Source organism: Sphaerotilus hippei, from assembly GCF_003201595.1.
In the GTDB taxonomy this organism is placed as follows: domain Bacteria; phylum Pseudomonadota; class Gammaproteobacteria; order Burkholderiales; family Burkholderiaceae_C; genus Sphaerotilus; species Sphaerotilus hippei.
Genome location: NZ_QJJS01000004.1, coordinates 98,344 through 116,272 on the forward strand (window position 1 = coordinate 98,344; position 17,929 = coordinate 116,272).

A 17,929-nucleotide genomic window follows, 5' to 3' on the forward strand; every position below is an offset into this window, starting at 1 on the left:
TCCCCCTGCCTGCGGAGACCGCCATGCCCCCCCCCGAGACCTTCTCGTTCACCCCGCCGCTGCGCCCGCCGTTCGTGTCCTACGAGCAGTGGCTGAGCAAGACCTCGCAGCGCTTCAAGGCCCGCAGCAGCGACACCCGGGCGGTCGACCTGGCCTACCAGCGCTGCGTCAGCGGCCCGAACCGGGGTCCGGCGGCGGAGCGGGCGCTGCTGACCGCGCTCGACCAGTTCCTGACCACCAAGGGGGGCCACTGGCATCTGGTGGCGCGCAACCAGGCCAGCGACGGGCTGATGCAGCGCCTGCACGATCACCTGCGTCAGCAGCATGGCGCGGCCGACCACCGGGAGGCCGGCCTGCGGCGGGTGCTCAGCCACGACGTGCCCGAGTCGCGTTTTGGCGTGCTCTACCTGCTCGGCCATGCACGGATCGACCTGAACCACCTCAGCCTCGCGCTGGAGGGCCTCGCCTCGACCGGCAACGTGGTCGGGCAGGCGATGGGGCCGCAGTTCAGCACCACGGTGGCCGGCCATGCACTGGGCGGCAGCCACATCTCCACGCTCGGGGCGGCCACGGCCCGCCTGGGTGCCGGGGCCGCACGCACCGGCCTGCTGGCGGGGTCGCAGGTGCAGCGTGACCTCGTCACGCCCTCGAGCCTGACCCTGCCACGGCTGGCCTGGCCGCAAGACCGGCAGGCGCTGCTCGCGATGGACCCGACCGGCCTGGTGGCGGGCTTCGCGGCGCTCGGCCCGGTGATGATGCAGATCAGCCAGACGGTGCTGCGGGCGGTGCAGGACTTCCTCGGCTGGTTCCTGCGCAAGCTGCGCGCCAACGAGCGCCTGGTGCTGCAGGTCGCGGGCACGCTGGTCAAGCTGGTGGTGGCCAACATCCTGCAGAACGCCGTGCCCTACCTGAGCTCGGCGATCGACATCGGCCAGGGGGTGGTCAAGACGCTGCAGGCGAGCAAGACCTCGATCGAGACCTGGCTGATGCGCCGCCAGGTGAACCTGATGTCCGGCCACCCCGAGCAGATCGGCGCGGCCATCGAGTCACAGATGCAGCAGGGCATCGGCACGGGGCTGTGGAGCGCGCTCAAGGGCGGAGCCGGCGTGGCCACCCAGGTCTTCCTGCCGGGCATGGGGGCGCTGGTGGGCGCCATCATCAGCGGCGTCGAGTTCATCGTGGTGACGATCAAGCGGCTGTGCGAGCAGTCGGACATCCACGACTTCCTGGACCAGGCCCGCACGCTGTGGACCGAGCAGCAGCGTTTTGCCACCCGCAACGAGCACGGCCACCTGCGGCCGGACCTGACGCCACGCAGCGGCAGCCTGATCCACGACACCGAAGGCTTCAAGGCGTTCTTCCAGCAGGGCTGCGACGCCAGCCCGCTGATCCCGATGCTGACGCTGAACTCGGGCATCTGCGGCAGCCTGTGGACGATGATCAAGCTGTCGGACGACACGCTGAGCCCGAAGATGATCGAGCCGGCCACCTTCAGCGCCGGCGACAGCTACTTCACCCGGCTCAAGCAGTTCGGCCAGCGCTACATGGCCGCCTCGGGCTTCCGTGTCCACTCGGCCAACGCCGACGTGCAGCGTCTGCTGACGCACGCCACCCGCGACCACACCGCCACGCTCAGCCACACGGACCGGGTCCTGGCCCTGGCCGGCGGGCTGTGAAGGCGGACTGGTGCGGCGCTCAGGCCGCACCAGTCCGCGGCAGGAAGCGCGTGATCGCTTCACCCAGCGCGCGGGGCCGCTCCAGCGGAATCATGTGCCCGGTCTGCGGCAGCAGGCAGAGCTCGGCCTGCGGCAGGTGGCGCTGCATCTCCTGCAGATCGGCCACCTCGACGAGGCGGTCCTGCTCGGCGCCGACGATCAGCACCGGGCAGGTGATCTCCGGCAGGCGCTCGACCAGCGACGGCCGGTCCATGGTCTCGCGGATCTGGGCCACCAGCACCTCGCCGCCCAGCGTGTCGTACATGCGCTGCATCACGCCGACCACGTCCGCGTCCTGCAGGCGCTCGGGGTGGACGAACTGGGCCAGCCGGGCCGGCGACATCGGCGCGAACGGCGCCCGGGCCAGCAGTTCGAGCGTGCGCAGGCGCTGCGTCTTCTCCTGCTCGCCGAGGCCGCGGGCCGACGCCGCGATGATCGTCAGCGACGCCACCTGCCCCGGGTGGCTCAGGGCGTGCTCCAGCGCCAGATAGCCCCCCATCGAGAACGCCACCAGGTGGGCCGGATCGCCACTCTCGCGGGCGATCGTCTGCTGCATCGCCCGGCGGCTGGTCGCCTGCTGCAGCGGCACGAAGCGGGCGCTGCAGCCCGCGGGCAGGTGAGGCCGCAGCGTGGCCCACACCCGTTCGTCGCACATCGTGCCGGGAATGAAGTCGAGTCGTGTCATGTGCAGGCCGCCCGCAGGGGCGCAGGAACGAAGTCCGTGCCAGTGTGCCAGCGTGTCCGTCCGGCTCACGATCGGGCCGCTGGCGGACCCGGTCTCGATGGTCGGCAGCAGCCAATCCGTTATCGGGTTTTCACCAATCAAGCGATTCGATAATGGAATAGCCTTCGCGCAATTTTTGATTGGAGTCTCGGCGATCGGCCTCTTACATTTGCGCCACGGACAGACCTGTCCCTCCCCCACCCACTGTCCCGAGGCCTGAACCCATGGCGATCTCCCAGCCCAGCCGTCATACCCCCGCAGAACTTCATCAGCTTGTCCGATGTGTTATCGATAACTTAGTGAACATCAAGGATGCCGACGGCCGCTTCCTGCTGAAGCTCGACGACGGGCGCGTCATCGACACCAAGGGCTGGAACGACTGGGAATGGACCCACGGCATCGGCCTGTACGGCCTGCTGCGCTACCAGCGCCTGACGCACGATGCCCGGGCGCTCGACACCATCACGCGCTGGTTCGACGACCGCTTCGCGGCCGGCACGCCGACCAAGAACGTCAACACCATGGCCGCGATGCTGACGCTCGCGCACCTGTACGAGGCGACCGGCGACAGCCGCTACCTGCCCTATCTGGACATCTGGGCCGAATGGGTGATGCACGAGATGCCGCGCACCGAAGAAGCCGGGCTGCAGCACATCGTGTTCAACAGCGACAACCCGCAGCAGATGTGGGACGACACGCTGATGATGTGCGTGCTGCCGCTGGCCAAGATCGGACTGGTGCTGAACCGGCCGGCCTATGTCGAGGAGGCCAAGCGCCAGTTCCTGCTGCACATCAAGTACCTGACCGACACCCGCACCGGCCTGTGGTTCCACGGCTGGACCTTCGATGGCCGGCACAACTTCGCACGCGCCCTCTGGGCCCGTGGCAACAGCTGGATCACGATCGCCATCCCCGAGTTCATCGAGCTGCTGGACCTGCCCCCGGGCGAGCACCTGCGCGAGATCCTGGTGGGCACGCTGCGCTCCCAGGTGGACGCGCTGTGCCGGCACCAGGATGCCGAAAGCGGCCTCTGGCACACGCTGATCGACGACCGCAGCTCCTACCTCGAGAGCTCGGCTGCGGCCGGCTTCGCCTTCGGCATGCTCAAGGGCGTGCGCAAGCGTTATCTGGATCCGTCGTGCCTGCCGCATGCCCGGCGCGCCGTCGAGGGCGTGATCAGCCAGATCGATGCCAGCGGCGAACTGCGCAACGTCTCCTTCGGCACGGCCATGGGCGACACGCTGCAGTACTACAAGGACGTCGCGCTGACCTCCATGCCCTACGGACAGGCGATGGCCATCCTGTGCCTGACCGAATACCTGCACCATTTCATCTGAGCTCAAACGTTCCCGACCCGATACCGCAGAACAAGGAGACATCCATGAACGATCACCGCCGCCGCCTTCTGAGCACCGTCTGCGCCCTCGCCTGTGCCGGTTCCCTGTCCAGCGCCTTCGCGCAGCCGACGACGACGCTGCGCTTCTCCTGGTGGGGAGGCAACGAGCGCCATCAGCTCACCCTGAAGGCCATCGAGGCCTTCGAGGCCAGGAACCCGGGCGTCAAGATCAAGGCCGAGTACGGCGGCTTCCAGGGTTACCTGGAGCGCCTGACGACCCAGATCGCCGGCAATTCCGAGCCCGACGTGATGCAGACCGACTGGGCCTGGTTGCCGATGTTCTCGAAGAACGGCGACGGTTTCCTGGACCTCAACAAGTACCGCCCGGTGATGGCGCTGGACCAGTTCACCGACGACGCGCTGAAGATGGGCATGGTCAAGGGCAAGCTGAACGCGCTGCCAGCCTCGTTCACGGCCCGGGTCTTCGTCTGGAACAAGACGGCGTTCGAGAAGGCCGGCCTGCAGATCCCCAGGACCTGGGACGAGCTGCTCGCCCTCGGCCCCCAGGTCCAGAAGAAGCTGGGCGACAAGGCCTATGTGCTCGACGGCGACAGCCTGGACATGCTGCTGCTGGCCCACACCTATGCCTTCCAGAAGTTCGGCCAGCCTTACGTGCACCCGACCGAACCGAAGGTGGCGATGAGCGCGGCGGCCATCAAGGAGTGGATCCAGGCCTACAAGCGCCTGACCAGCAACCACGTCGGCGTGCCCCAGCCGACCCGGGCCGCGCTCGGCGGCGCCGACAAGCCCACCGAGCAGCAACCCGACTGGGTCAACGGCAACTGGCTGGGCTACTGCGCCTGGGACTCGGCCACGCGACTGCGCGTGGCGGCGCTGGCGGCCCCGCAGCAGGCCGTGATCGGTGACTTCCTGACCCTGCCCGATGCCAGGAACTCGGGCATGGTCGGCCGCGCCGCGATGGTGCTGGCCGCGAGCCGCAACAGCAAGCAGCCGGAGCTGGCGGCCCGGTTCATCAGCTTCATGCTCACCGATGTCGAGGCCGGACGCATCCTGATCAACAGCCGCGGCATCCCGCTGGCGCAGAGCCAGGTCAAGGAGCTGTTCCGCGAGGGCCGGATCGGTCCGGTCGAGATGCAGGCCTTCCAGCAGATCAAGGCCGTGCGCGAGGCCGGCAGGATCACGCCGCCGTCCCCGCTGTTCGAGAACGCCCGCATGGCCAAGCTGATGCGCGACACCTTCGACCAGGTGGCATACGGCAAGATCAGCGATGACGAGGCCGCCAGGCGCCTGCTCGAGGAAGGCAACTCGACGCTGCAGCGCATCAAGTTCTGAGGGCACGCACATGTCGACGTTCACCCGCAAACGTGTGGCACTGGTCGGCCTGGGTCATCGCGGCACCGGCATGTGGGGCCGCGAGCTGCTGGACGCACAGGGCCGCTGGGTCGAGATGGTCGGCCTGTGCGACAGCAATGCACGACGGCGCGAGCACGCGCAGTCCGTGATCGGTGCCGACGTGCCGGTCCATGCGGACTACACCAGGATGCTGCGCGAGGTGCGCCCGGACTGCGTGATCGTCTGCGTGCCCGACCACCTGCACGACACTTTCATCGTGGAGGCGCTGGAAGCCGGCTGCGACGTGATCACCGAAAAGCCGATGGCTATCAGCGCCGCGCGATGCGCACGCATCATCGAGGCCGAGCAGCGCACCGGCCGGCGTGTGGACGTGGCCTTCAACTACCGTTTCACGCCGACCTCGGTGCAGCTCAAGCAGCTGCTGGCGTCGGGCGTGATCGGCCCGGTGCAGTCCGTGGACTTCAGCTGGTTCCTCGACGTCCAGCATGGTGCCGACTACTTCCGCCGCTGGCATGCCCGTCAGGATCGCTCCGGCAGCCTGTTCGTCCACAAGGCCTCGCACCACTTCGATCTGCTCAACTGGTGGCTGGACGACGAGCCGGTGCAGGTGTTCGCCCGGGCGGCACTGCGCCGCTACGGCCGCAACGGCGTGCAGGGCGGCACCCGCTGCCGGACCTGCGAGCGGCGCTGCGAGTTCCACACCGACATCGGCGCCGATCCGTGGCTCGCCGGCCTGTACGAGCAGGCCTCGCAGCTCGATGGTTATGTGCGTGATGCCTGCGTGTTCCGGCCGGAGATCGACATCCCCGACACGATGAGCGCCTCGCTGTCCTACCGTTCAGGCACGCAGGTGAACTACTCGCTCAACACCTACCTGCCGATCGAGGGATACCAGCTCGCCTTCAACGGCCTGGAGGGTCGCATCGAGGTGCGACAGCATGAACGCCAGCCCTGGGCGGCCCCACCCGCCGACGAGATCCGCGTGCTGCGCAACGCCGGACCCGCCCGCACGCTGTGGGTCGCCCACGGTGCCGGGGGACATTTCGGCGGCGATGCGGCCCTGCAGGACCGGCTGTTCCGACCCGCCCCGACCGACCCGCTGGGACAGCGGGCGGGGGCCCGGGCCGGTGCGCTGGCCGCGCTGTGCGGCATCGCGGCGATGAAGAGCGTGGCCTCCGGGCAGGCCGAGGCGGTGGAGGCCGTCGTGCAGCACGCCCCCTAGCCGGTCGCCCGGCCCCCCTGAAGACTCCGTCGCCATCGACCCTGCCGGTCGATGGCGTGGACGGTCGCGCGCCGGTGCCTGCCATGGCCCGATGCCGGCTGGACCTGGAATCGCACCGCTGGCTCCCTGCGTGAGCCTGTCGGGTCGATCGTTTCATCCGCTTCTCAAGACTCGAGACCACAGGAGACACCCGCATGAAGACCCAAACATCCTTCGCCGCCGCCGCCCTGATCATCACCAGCATCGGCAGCGCCTCCGCCCAGTCGGCGGTCAACATCACCGGTCTGCTCGACATCGGCGTCAAGTACAACGGCAACCCGAGCGCCGGCACGCCGACCTACGCGGTCGCCCGCGGCAACAACAACCGCATCACCTTCTCGGGGGCCGAGGATCTCGGCGGCGGCCTGACCGCCACCTTCGGCCTGCAGCACCGCTTCGAGCCGGACACCGGCACGCTCGAGAACCCCAGCGGGGGCACCAGCCGGCCGTTCTGGCAGGGCGAGTCGCGGGTGGGCCTGCGTGGCGGCTTCGGCTGGATCCGGATGGGTCGCGGCCTCACGGCCGTGCAGGATCCGAACGGGGCCTACGACGTCTACGGCGTCGCCACCGTCGCTTCGCTGCAGGGCGTGCTGACGGCGGGCTTCAACTCCGACCCGGCGCAGAGCAACGGCGCCGGCGGCGGTCGGGTCAACAACGGTATCTTCTACCAGAGCCCCGACCTCGGCGGCACGGTGCTGCGCGCCTCGTTCTCGCCGACCGAAGGGGTGGCCGGCTACAAGCACCGCCACACGGGCCTGTCGGCCGAATACAAGGCCGGCGCGCTGAACGCGATGGCGGGCTGGGAGAAGAACTCGGCCGGCAACAGCCTGGTCGAGATCGCCGGCAAGTACGACTTCGGCCGCGCCATCGCTTTCCTGGGCTTCAGCCACCAGGACACGATCGACAGCGCACGCGACCGCACCGGCGTCGCGTTCGGGGCCCGGATCCCGGTGGGCAAGCTGGTGATCAAGGCCGGCTACGGGCGCCTGAAGACCAAGGACTTCGTCGGCAGCCAGTCCGCCACCGACACGGTGCTGGGCACCGGCGTCGACTACCTGCTGAGCAAGCGGACCTACCTCTACGCCGACGTGGCGCGGCTGAAGACGGCCGAGGGCAGCACGGCCCTCACCTATCGCCAGGCGACCGTGGCCGACCTGGGCATCGCACTGACCTTCTGACCCGGAGTGCGCGCCCGCGGCGGCGCGCCCCATCCCACCTGGAGCATCCATGGACATCCGACAAGCCATCCACAGCGAGCACGCCCGGCAACTCGACACCGAGGGCCTGAGGCGCGAGTTCCTGGTCGAGCGGATCTTCCGCAGCGGCGAGATCACGCTGACCTACAGCCACATCGACCGCATCATCGTCGGCGGCATCCAGCCGGCCGACGTGCCGCTGGCCTTCGGGCCCGAACTCGGCCGGCACACGGGCACGGCCAGCTTCCTGGAGCGACGCGAACTGGGCCTGATCAACATCGGCGGTGACGCGCTGGTGACGATCGACGGCCAGCGCTTCGAGGTCTCGACGCACGAGGCGCTGTACATCGGCAGGGGTGCGCTCGAGGTCACCTTCGCCAGCCTCGATGCCACCCGCCCCGCCCGGCTGTACTTCAACAGCGCCCCCGCGCACAGCAGCTTCGCGCACCGCAGGATCACGCTGGAGCAGGCCTCGCCGCAGACGCTGGGCGACGCGAAGAACAGCAACCGCCGCACCATCCACAAGTTCATCGTGCCCGGCGTGGTCGATTCCTGCCAGCTCGTGATGGGCATGACCCGGCTCGAGCCGGGCAGCCTGTGGAACACCATGCCCTGCCACACGCACGAGCGCCGCATGGAGGTGTACTTCTACTTCGACATGGCCGATGACGCGGTGGTCTTCCACATGATGGGCGAGCCGCAGCAGACCCGGCACGTCATCGTGCGCAACGAGCAGGCCGTGATCAGCCCGAGCTGGTCGCTGCACTCGGGGGTCGGCACCCAGGCCTACACCTTCATCTGGGGCATGGTCGGGGAGAACCAGGTCTTCCCCGACATGGACCACGTCCGGATGCAGGACCTGCGCTGAAGCCGCCAGCCCTCCCTGACGCGCAAGCGCACGCACACGCACACGCTGCAACCCCCACCCCACACGGAGGCCACATGGCCAGACACGACTTCCAACTCGATGGCAAGGTCGCCATCGTCACCGGCTGCAACACCGGCCTCGGCCAGGGCATGGCCCGCGCACTGGCCGCCGCCGGCGCCGACATCGTCGGCGTCAACCTGTCCGACGCCCGGGAGACCGCCCGCCACGTCCAGGACCTGGGCCGCCGCTTCCACGCCGTTCAGGCCGACCTGGGCGACACCGGCGGCGTCGCCGACATCGTCGCCCAGGCGGTGCAGGCCTTCGGCCAGGTCGACATCCTCGTCAACAACGCCGGCATCATCCGGCGCGACGATGCCCTCCAGTTCAGCGAGAAGGACTGGGACGACGTGATGAACATCAACCTGAAGACGGTGTTCTTCCTGTCGCAGGCCTTCGCGCGCCAGGTCATCGCGCAGAAGACGACGGGCAAGATCATCAACATCGCCTCGATGCTGTCCTTCCAGGGCGGCATCCGCGTGCCCTCCTACACCGCCTCCAAGAGCGGCGTGATGGGCATCACCCGGCTGATGGCCAACGAGTGGTCCGGCCTGGGCATCAACGTCAACGCGATCGCCCCGGGCTACATGGCGACCGACAACACCGCCGCGCTGCGTGCCGACGAGGGCCGCAGCCGCGCCATCCTCGATCGCATCCCCGCCGCACGCTGGGGCACGCCGGCCGATCTGGCCGGTCCGGTCGTCTTCCTGGCCTCGTCTGCGTCAGACTATGTCCATGGACACACCCTGGCGGTCGACGGTGGCTGGCTGGCACGCTGACGGCAGACTCCGGGGACTGACGCCAAAGGAGACACCCCATGTATGAAAACAAGACCCTGGGTTTCATGTACGCCCTGCCGTTCGTGCTCGGCATGCTGATCTTCACCCTGTTCCCCTTCGTGATGTCGTTCGCGCTGAGCTTCACGCACTACGACATCATCAACCCGCCGGAATTCGCCGGCCTGGACAACTACCGCGAGATGGCCGGCGACCCGCTGTTCACCCAGTCGCTCGGGGTGACGATGCTGTTCGTGGTGCTCACCGTGCCGATGCGGCTGGCCTTCGCGCTGCTGATCGCGCAGGTGCTGAACTTCAGGCTGCGTGGCATCGACTTCTTCCGGTCGGCCTACTACCTGCCGTCGATCCTGGGCGGCTCGGTCGCGGTGGCGGTGATGTGGCGCTTCCTGTTCTCGCGCAACGGGCTGATCAACATCGTGCTGATCCAGCTGGGCTTCACGCCGATCGACTGGCTCGCCGACGAGCACTACGCCATCTGGACCATCGTGCTGCTCAACGTCTGGCAGTTCGGCTCGGCGATGGTGATCTTCCTGGCCGCGCTGCAGAACGTGCCGATCTCGCTGTACGAGGCTGCGCTGATCGACGGGGCCGGCAAGTTCAGCATCTTCTTCCGCATCACGGTGCCGCTGATCACCCCGGTGATCTTCTTCAACCTGGTGATGCAGACGGTGCAGGCCTTCCAGGAGTTCAACGGACCCTACATGGTGACCGAGGGCGGCCCGCTGCACTCGACCTACCTGCTGTCCCTGTACATCTACGAGCAGAGCTTCAAGTTCTTCAACCTCGGCTACGGCAGCGCGCTGTCCTGGGTGATGTTCCTGCTCGTCGTGGTGATGACCGGCATCGCCTTCTGGTCTTCGAAGTACTGGGTGTTCTATTCGGGCGAGAAGGAGAAGGCACGATGAGCACCATCACCCGGACCGACGTGCAGGTCGCCGGCGACGAGGCGCTGCGCACGCAGCGCCGCGAGCTGCTGAGCACCCTCGTGCGCTACACCCTGCTGATCACCGTGGGGGTGCTGATGCTCTACCCGCTGATCTGGCTGGTGGGGGCCTCGTTCAAGAGCAACGCCGAGATCTTCTCCGAGATCGGCTTCTGGCCCGACCGCCTCGATTTCAGCGCCTACGTGAAGGGCTGGAAGACCAGCACCGAGTTCACCTTCGCGACCTACTTCCTGAACTCGTTCGCGATCATCGTGCCGCGCATCATCGTCACCGTGATCTCGTGCGTGATGGTGGCCTATGCCTTCGCGCGCTTCGAGTTCTGGGGACGCAAGGTCCTGTTCGGCATCATGATCGCCACGATGATGCTGCCGCAGATCATCCTGCGCGTGCCGCAGTACCTGATGTACAAGGAGTTCGGCTGGCTCGACACCTACCTGCCGCTGATCGTGCCCTCGGCCTTCGCCACCGACGCGTTCTTCATCTTCCTGCTGGTGCAGTTCCTGCGGGCCGTGCCGCGCGACATGGAGGAGGCCGCGCAGATCGATGGCTGCAACTCGGCGCAGCTGCTCTGGTACATCATCGTGCCGCTGCTCAAGCCCGCCATCATCTCGGTGGTGGTGTTCCAGTTCATCTGGACCATGAACGACTTCATGGGCCCGCTGATCTACCTGTCGACGGTCGAGCATTACCCGGTCTCGCTGGCACTGAAGATGAGCATCGGGGCCACCGAGGAGGTCGAGTGGGCCAGCGTCATCGCGATCTCCGTGGTCGCGCTGCTGCCCTCGGTCATCGTCTTCTTCATGGCCCAGCGCCACTTCATCGAAGGTGCCACGTCCAGCGGCATCAAGGGCTGAACCCTTCTCAAGGACACATCATGGCAAACGTTTCACTCAAGGGCCTGGAGAAGGTCTACGGCAACGGGTTCAAGGCCGTGCACGGCATCGATCTCGACATCCACGACGGGGAGTTCATCGTCTTCGTCGGACCCTCGGGCTGCGCCAAGAGCACGGTGCTGCGCATGATCGCGGGGCTGGAGAGCATCAGCGGGGGCGAGCTGCACATCGGCGGCACGGTCGTCAACAACCTCGCACCCAAGCAGCGCGGCATCGCGATGGTGTTCCAGAACTATGCGCTCTACCCGCACATGACGGTGCGCGAGAACCTCGCCTTCGGCCTCAAGCTGGCGGGCACCGGCAAGGAGGACCTGAAGCAGCGGGTCGACCAGGCCGCCAGGACGCTGGAGATCGAGCACCTGCTCGACCGCCTGCCCAAGCAGCTGTCGGGCGGCCAGGCGCAGCGGGTGGCGGTGGGCCGGGCCATCGTCAAGCGGCCGGAGGTCTTCCTGTTCGACGAGCCGCTGTCCAACCTGGACGCCAAGCTGCGGGCCTCGATGCGGGTGCGCATCACCGAGCTGCACAAGCAGCTCAAGCAGAGAGGCCAGCCCTCGACGGTGATCTACGTCACCCACGACCAGACCGAGGCGATGACGATGGGCGAGCGCATCTGCGTGCTCAAGGACGGGACGATCCAGCAGGTCGACACCCCGACCGCGCTCTACGAGCGCCCCGCCAACGCCTTCGTGGCCGGCTTCATCGGCTCGCCCGAGATGAACCTGCACGAAGCCCGGGTGACCGAGCATGGCGGGGGCACCGCGATCGAGGTTGGAGGGGTCGTGCTGCCGCTGCCCGGGCACAAGGCGGACCGGCTGCGCGGGCACCTGGGCAGCACCGTGCGCTTCGGCATCCGGCCCGAGCACATCGCCTCACGCGAGACGGCGGACCGGCCGGGCCCGGTCATCGGCGGGCAGATCCGCCTGCAGGAGAACATGGGCAGCGAGATCTTCGTGCACTTCGACGTCGGGGGCGTGCCGCTGGCCAGCCGGCTGCCCTCGGACCGGCTGGGCCAGCTCGCCGGCAAGGGCCGTGGCGCGTCGCACGACTTCGTCGTGCAGATGGACCGGTGCCATGTGTTCGACGCCACCAGCGGCGTCAACCTGACGTTGTGATGCCGGAGCAGGTGTCCGCATGAAACCACCAGAGCAAGCCGCGGCCGCGGGCCGCCAGGTCGCCGTGTTCGGCGAATGCATGATCGAGCTGCAGGGCGAACCCTTCGGCCCGCTGCGCCAGAGCTACGGCGGCGACACGCTGAACACCGCCGTCTACCTGGCGCGGCTGGGCGCGCGCCACGGCATCCGCGCCTGCTACGCCACCGGTCTGGGCGACGACGTCTACAGCCAGGGGCTGGTGCAGCGCTGGCAGGCCGAGGGCATCGACACCTCGCTGGTGCGCCACCTCGCCGGCCGCCTGCCCGGCATGTACTCGATCCACCTCGACGCGAGCGGCGAGCGCCAGTTCGCCTACTGGCGCGACAGCAGCGCCGCGCGGTCCTACTTCGATGTGCCGCAGACGCCGCTGGAGCAGGCCGGCGCCGACATCGACACCCTGTACTTCAGCGGCATCAGCCTGGCCATCCTGCCCGACGCGGCCCGCCTGCGCCTGCTGGATCTGGCCCGGCGGCTGCGCGCCCGGGGAGGCCGGGTGGTCTTCGACAACAACTACCGGCCACGCCTGTGGCCCGATGCCGAGGTCGCCCAGGCCTGGTTCGCGCAGGCCTTCGCCTGCACCGACATCGCCCTGGTGACCGCCGACGACGAGCGCCTGCTGCACGGGCTGCCGACGCTCGACGCGGCCGTCGCCCGCAGCCTGGCGCTGCCGGCATCCGAGGTGGTGATCAAGCGAGGCGCGCAGCCGGTCATCGTGCGCCGCGCCGATGGCACGACGGTCGAGGTCGCCGCCGTGCCCGTCGCGCGGGTGGTCGACACCACGGCGGCTGGTGATTCGTTCGCCGCGGGCTACCTGTGCGCCCGGATGATCGGTCGCGACGTCGAGAGCGCCGCCAAGCTCGGCCACGCGCTGGCGGCCGAGGTGATCCAGCATGCCGGGGCGATCATCCCGGCGACGGCGACGGACCGGTGGAACCCCGGATGACCAGCTGGCTGGCGAACTCGATCGGTGCGGCGGCCGGCACCGGATCGTCGATGCGCTGCAGCAGCAGCCTGACGGCGGCTTCGGCGATCTCGGTGGTGGACTGGCGCACGGTGGTCAGGCCGGGCTGGGTGTGCATCGAGGGGGGAATGTCGTCGTAGCCGACGATGGACACGTCGTCGGGCACGCGCAGGCCGAGCGTGCGCACCGCATCCATCGCCCCGAAGGCCATCTCGTCGCTGGCCGCGAAGACCGCCGTCGGCGGCACGCTCAGGGCCAGCAGCTGCCGGGTGCGCTCGAAGGCCTGGGCCTGGTCGAACCCGCCTTGCACGATCAGCGCCGGATCGCCGGCCAGCCCGGCCGCCTTCAGGCTGTCGAGGTAGCCGCGCTGGCGCTCCGGCGACTGCCCGGTGTGCGAGGTGCCGGCGATGAAGGCGATGCGTCGATGGCCCAGGCTCAACAGGTGATCCACTGCCGCCTTGGCGCTGTCGTGGTTGTCCCCGCGCACGATGTCGAGCGTCGTGCCGCTGCGGCTGTAGTCCAGCAGCACCGCGGGCAGGCCGCTGCGCTCGACGGTCTCGATCAGTTGCCGCGACCTGGGCAGGGCCAGCAGCAGGCCGTCGCACAGGCCGCTCAGCATGTGCTTGATGGCCGGCGGCGAGTCGTCGTCCGGGTCGTGCGCGGTCAGGCCGATGAACAGGTCCATGCGATGGCGCCGGGTCGCCAGACTGACCGCCGAGACGATCTGCGCCAGATAGGGCGAATGCAGTTCGTTGACCAGCATGCCCAGCACATGGGTGCGGGTGCGCTTGAGCCCCTTGGCGGCGATGTTGGGGAAGTAGCCCATCTCCTCGGCCGCGGCCAGCACCCTGGCGCGCGTCGCCTTGGCGACATAACCGTTGCCGCTCAGCGCGCGCGAGACGGTCATGGCGGAGACGCCCGCCTTCTCGGCCAGGTCGTAGACGGTGGTCTGCGCGGGCGCCGCCGCGGCGCGAGCCTTCTTCATGGGTCACTTCCTTGTCGCGTGGAAGCGTATTAGACCGTTTCCCGGCCACGGCCGGACCGGATGGATTTCGATGCAGAATCGACGCCGACCCTTGCGCTGCGCAATGCCCCTGAACCGAAAGTCCGCATGTCGCTGACACCCCGACTCGTCAACCGCCTGCGGCTCAAGCACTGGTCGCTGCTGAGCGCGCTGGGCGAGGCCTCCACCCTGAACCAGGCGGCCGCGCTGATCAACGTCACCCAGCCTTCGGCGACGAAGATGCTCTCGGACATCGAGAGCGCCTTCGGCGGTGCGCTGTTCGAGCGCCATGCACGTGGCATGCGGGCCACCCCGCTGGGCAGCGAGGTCGTGGCCTACGCGCGCCAGACCCAGGCCAGCCTGGAGCGTTTCCTCGAAGGCATCGAGATCAAGCGGCGCGGCGGGCACGGGCACCTGGTGTTCGGCACCATCATGGGCGCGGCACCCGACCTGGTGGCCCGGGCCGTGGCCGACATCAAGCGCGAGCGACCGCGACTGAACATCCGCATCCTCGGCGAGACCAGCGACCAGATCGGCGTTCTGCTGGAGCGCCATGACATCGAACTCGCCGTGGGGCGGTTCAGCGATCCGCTGCAGCACAACAAGTTCGACTTCGCGCCGCTGTCGGACGAGCCGCTGCGGGCGGTGGTGCGACACCAGCATCCGCTGGCCCGGCGGCGCAGCCTGGACTGGCCGGAACTGGTGCGCTGGCCCTGGGTGCTGCAGACCATGAGCAGCCCGTCGCGCCTGCTGCTCGAGGAGGAGTTCACCCGGGCCGGCGTGGCCAGTCCCGCGGACGTCATCGAATGCACCTCGGTCTTCGCCACGCTGCAACTGCTGCAGTCCAGCGACGCCGTGGCCGTGCTGCCGGAATCGGTGGTGCGTGACCATGTCAAGGCCAGGCTGCTCGTGGCCCTGCCCCTGGTCGTCGGCCAGGAGCTGAAGGCCTTCGGGCTGCTGACCCGGCGCGACGAACCGCTGTCGGAGATCGCCCAGGCCTTCATCACGCACCTGCAGCACAACGCCAGGCTCCAGGCCACCCCGCGGGCGGCGAAACGATCAAAGGCCGCCCGCCCGCCGGGTGGGTGACGGGCCGGCGTTCACTGCACCGCGGCGCGCACCAGTCCGGCCAGCGGCGTGGTGGGACGGCCGATCAGCGCGCTGAGCTGGTGGCTGTCGTCGAACAGCGCGCCTTGCGCCGCACCGGCATCGGAGTCGGCCAGCAGCGCGGCCAGCGGCTCGGGCAGGCCCGCGCCCAGCAGCGCCGCCTGGAAGTCGGCCTGGGGCAGGTCCTGGTAGACCACGGAGCGGCCGGACTGGCGGCTGATCTCGGAGGCCAGCTCGGCCAGCGTGTAGGCCTGGTCGCCGGCCAGTTCGTGCACCCGGCCGGCCTGGTCGTCGCGCAGCAGCACCGCGACGTCAGCGGCCGCGTAGTCGGCCCGGGTGGCCGAGGCGATGCGACCCGCGCCGGCGCTGCCGATGTAGGCGCCATGCTGCAGCGCCGGGGCGATGCTGGCGAGGTAGTTTTCGGTGTACCAGCCGTGGCGCAGCAGCACATGCGGCAGGCCGGAGGCCTTCAGCAGCGCCTCGGTGGCGACGTGTTCGGCGGCCAGGCCCAGCGGCGAGCGGTCCGCATGCAGCAGGCTGGTGTAGGCGACCAGGCCCACGCCGGCCTGGCGCGCCGCGTCGATCACGTGGCGGTGCTGCTCGACACGCTGGCCGACCTCGCTCGACGAGATCAGCAGCAGCTTGTCGATGCCCTGGAAGGCCGGCACCAGCGTGTCGGGACGGCCGTAGTCGGCCAGGCGGACCTGCACGCCGCGGGCGGCCAGGTCGGCCACCTTGGCCGGGTCGCGCACCGCGGCGACGATCTGGGCGGCGGGCACGGTCTCGAGCAGCGCCTCGACGACGAGGCGGCCCAGCTGGCCGGAGGCACCGGTGATGGCGATCATGCGTGTTCCTTCTGTTGTTGAACGGGTGAAGACAGGGCGCCAGCTTAACCATTACACTCACTTTTTGTAAGTACGCACAAAAAGGTAAGTACCATGGACACTCCCGTGACCCTGAGCGAGGCGCTGCAGCGTGGCAACCTGTTCGCCGAGCAGTGCCCTTCGCGCGAGGTGCTCAAGCACGTCACCAGCCGCTGGGGCGTGCTGGTGCTGGTCGCGCTGATGGGCCGCACGCTGCGCTTCAGCGAACTGCGCCGCCACATCGGCGGGGTCAGCGAGAAGATGCTGGCCCAGACGCTGCAATGGCTGGAGGGCGACGGCTTCGTGCGGCGCCTGTCCCATCCGGTCGTGCCGCCGCACGTGGAATACAGCCTGACGCCGCTGGGCGTCGAGGTCGGGCAGCGGGTGCAGGGCCTGGCGGACTGGATCGAGGGCAATCTGCCCGCCATCCTGGGCACGCGGGAGCGCCCGGCGGCCGCACCCGCACCCGCACCCGCACCGACCCCATCACCACCACAGGCCTGAGGCCCGGGGGCGCCCGGCTCAGCGACTCTCGCCGGCCGGCTCCAGCCGGCGACGCCGGTATTCACCCGGCTGCAGGCCGTTCCAGCGCTTGAAGGCCCGGTGGAAGGCGCTGGCGTCGTGGAAGCCGAGCTCGGCGCCGATCTCGTCGATGCTCAGCGTGCCGTGGCACAGGCGGTCGATCGCCAGGTCGCTGCGCAGCTGGTCCTTGATGCCCTGGTAGCTGGTGCCTTCGGCCTCGAGGCGGCGGCGCAGCGTGGTCGGTGTGGTGCCGAGCTCGGCGGCCACGTCCTGCAGCACCGGCCAGGTGTCGGAGCCGGCGCAGCCGCGCAGGCGCCGCCGCAGCCGGGCGGTCCAGCTGTCGTGGTTCTTGTAGCGCAGGAAGACCGACTGCGGGCAGTGGCGCAGGAAGGTGGCCAGGGTCGCGGCGGTCTGCACCACCGGGCTCGACAGCGCCCGGGCGTCGAAGCGCATGCAGGTGAACGGGGCGTCGAAGCCGACGTGCTGCGAATACATCAGCGTGTACTCGCCCGCATGGGGCGGCCGGTCGTGCGCGAACTCGACCTGCTGCAGCTCGATGCGCCGCCCGGCCAGCCAGCAGGCCAGGCCGTGCACCAGGATCAGGAAGGTCTCGTCGGCGAACCGCCGCTGCGCGGCACCCTCGATGCGGTTGATCAGCCGCAGCTCGGCCCGGCCGCCCTCGACGTGCAGCTCACCCCGCACCTCGTCCAGGAAGAGCGCCAGACCACGCAGCATGCGCCGCAGCGCCCGGTCGAGGTTCTCGCAGCCCAGCACGGCCTGGCACAGCAGCGCGAAGCTGCCGACCTTCATCGCCCGCCGGTCGAGCCCGAAGAACTCGTCGTCCAGCTCACGTGCCACCGCCAGCCACAGCTGGGAGAAGGCCGGCGCGGGCACACGGGCGGCGGTGGCGCCCAGCAGCGCCGTGGGGATGCCGGCGGCGGCCAGCACCCGCTCGGTGGCCGCGGCATCGAGCCGGGCCACCGCGGCCTGGACGAAGTACATCGAGACGGTGTCCCGCTCGATGGGGTCGTCCCGTTCGGTCGAGCTCGCCTGCATCGGCACGATTATCGGCCAGCGGGAACGGGTGGCAAAAAACGCCAGCACGCTGGCGGCCGCGGTCATGGCGCCCGCCCCGGCGCCTGCCTACAGTGGTCGGC

General features: G+C 69.0%; 17 protein-coding genes. 13 read left to right on the forward strand and 4 right to left on the reverse strand.

All coding sequences use genetic code 11. From position 1 onward, the window contains the following. Positions 1-23: 23 nt before the first annotated feature. Positions 24-1,676 (forward strand): phage tail family protein, encoded by a 1,653-nt coding sequence (locus C7444_RS05775; protein ID WP_110399888.1) that lies wholly within the window; start codon positions 24-26, stop codon positions 1,674-1,676. A 19-nt stretch (positions 1,677-1,695) separates the two neighbouring features. On the opposite strand, the gene C7444_RS05780 is transcribed toward C7444_RS05775, so the two are convergent. Next, entirely contained in the window at positions 1,696-2,400 is a 705-nt protein-coding gene (locus tag C7444_RS05780) for an alpha/beta fold hydrolase (protein WP_110399889.1), read from the reverse strand. A gap of 338 nt (positions 2,401-2,738) precedes the next feature. On the opposite strand from C7444_RS05780, the gene bglB reads away from it, so the two are divergent. The 10 genes from bglB to C7444_RS05830 all read left to right on the forward strand — a co-directional run bounded on the left by bglB (position 2,739) and on the right by C7444_RS05830 (position 13,259). Next, the gene (gene bglB / locus C7444_RS05785) at positions 2,739-3,776 is read left to right on the forward strand and encodes a beta-galactosidase BglB (protein ID WP_211317490.1); all 1,038 of its coding nucleotides are present in this window, start codon (positions 2,739-2,741) and stop codon (positions 3,774-3,776) included. 44 nt (positions 3,777-3,820) lie between these two features. After that, complete coding sequence (locus C7444_RS05790) at positions 3,821-5,128, forward strand: ABC transporter substrate-binding protein (RefSeq protein WP_110399891.1); 1,308 nt, start codon at positions 3,821-3,823, stop codon at positions 5,126-5,128. Positions 5,129-5,138: 10 nt separating this feature from the next. Beyond that, the gene (locus tag C7444_RS05795; RefSeq protein ID WP_110399892.1) at positions 5,139-6,371 is read left to right on the forward strand and encodes a Gfo/Idh/MocA family protein; all 1,233 of its coding nucleotides are present in this window, start codon (positions 5,139-5,141) and stop codon (positions 6,369-6,371) included. Between the two features lie 194 nt (positions 6,372-6,565). Beyond that, a complete protein-coding gene (locus tag C7444_RS05800) occupies positions 6,566-7,588 on the forward strand; it encodes a porin (RefSeq protein WP_110399893.1) in 1,023 nt (340 codons plus the stop codon). Between the two features lie 49 nt (positions 7,589-7,637). Next, positions 7,638-8,474, forward strand: a complete 837-nt coding sequence (gene kduI, locus C7444_RS05805) for a 5-dehydro-4-deoxy-D-glucuronate isomerase (RefSeq protein WP_110399894.1) — start codon at positions 7,638-7,640, stop codon at positions 8,472-8,474. A gap of 74 nt (positions 8,475-8,548) precedes the next feature. Continuing rightward, positions 8,549-9,310: a 2-dehydro-3-deoxy-D-gluconate 5-dehydrogenase KduD gene (gene kduD / locus C7444_RS05810; protein WP_110399895.1), complete on the forward strand. Its 762-nt coding sequence runs from the start codon at positions 8,549-8,551 to the stop codon at positions 9,308-9,310. A 38-nt stretch (positions 9,311-9,348) separates the two neighbouring features. Next, positions 9,349-10,233, forward strand: a complete 885-nt coding sequence (locus C7444_RS05815) for a carbohydrate ABC transporter permease (protein WP_110399896.1) — start codon at positions 9,349-9,351, stop codon at positions 10,231-10,233. Further along, positions 10,230-11,126 (forward strand): carbohydrate ABC transporter permease, encoded by an 897-nt coding sequence (locus tag C7444_RS05820; RefSeq protein ID WP_110399897.1) that lies wholly within the window; start codon positions 10,230-10,232, stop codon positions 11,124-11,126. The genes C7444_RS05815 and C7444_RS05820 overlap by 4 nt, the downstream gene beginning before the upstream one ends. 20 nt (positions 11,127-11,146) lie before the next feature. After that, positions 11,147-12,277, forward strand: a complete 1,131-nt coding sequence (locus C7444_RS05825; protein WP_110399898.1) for an ABC transporter ATP-binding protein — start codon at positions 11,147-11,149, stop codon at positions 12,275-12,277. A gap of 19 nt (positions 12,278-12,296) precedes the next feature. After that, positions 12,297-13,259: a sugar kinase gene (locus C7444_RS05830; protein ID WP_110399899.1), complete on the forward strand. Its 963-nt coding sequence runs from the start codon at positions 12,297-12,299 to the stop codon at positions 13,257-13,259. Here the strand turns inward: C7444_RS05830 and C7444_RS05835 are convergent. Further along, complete coding sequence (locus tag C7444_RS05835) at positions 13,219-14,262, reverse strand: LacI family DNA-binding transcriptional regulator (protein WP_110399900.1); 1,044 nt, start codon at positions 14,260-14,262, stop codon at positions 13,219-13,221. The genes C7444_RS05830 and C7444_RS05835 overlap by 41 nt on opposite strands. Positions 14,263-14,388: 126 nt before the next feature. Here C7444_RS05835 and C7444_RS05840 point away from each other — a divergent pair, with 126 nt between their 5' ends. Further along, positions 14,389-15,369 (forward strand): LysR family transcriptional regulator, encoded by a 981-nt coding sequence (locus tag C7444_RS05840; RefSeq protein WP_110399901.1) that lies wholly within the window; start codon positions 14,389-14,391, stop codon positions 15,367-15,369. Between the two features lie 11 nt (positions 15,370-15,380). Here the strand turns inward: C7444_RS05840 and C7444_RS05845 are convergent, their stop codons facing one another. Further along, complete coding sequence (locus C7444_RS05845; protein WP_110399902.1) at positions 15,381-16,232, reverse strand: SDR family oxidoreductase; 852 nt, start codon at positions 16,230-16,232, stop codon at positions 15,381-15,383. A 93-nt stretch (positions 16,233-16,325) separates the two neighbouring features. Here C7444_RS05845 and C7444_RS05850 point away from each other — a divergent pair, with 93 nt between their 5' ends. Beyond that, complete coding sequence (locus tag C7444_RS05850; protein WP_110399903.1) at positions 16,326-16,754, forward strand: winged helix-turn-helix transcriptional regulator; 429 nt, start codon at positions 16,326-16,328, stop codon at positions 16,752-16,754. A gap of 18 nt (positions 16,755-16,772) precedes the next feature. On the opposite strand, the gene C7444_RS05855 is transcribed toward C7444_RS05850, so the two are convergent. Beyond that, positions 16,773-17,894, reverse strand: a complete 1,122-nt coding sequence (locus C7444_RS05855) for an AraC family transcriptional regulator (RefSeq protein ID WP_245909424.1) — start codon at positions 17,892-17,894, stop codon at positions 16,773-16,775. Positions 17,895-17,929 lie beyond the last annotated feature (35 nt).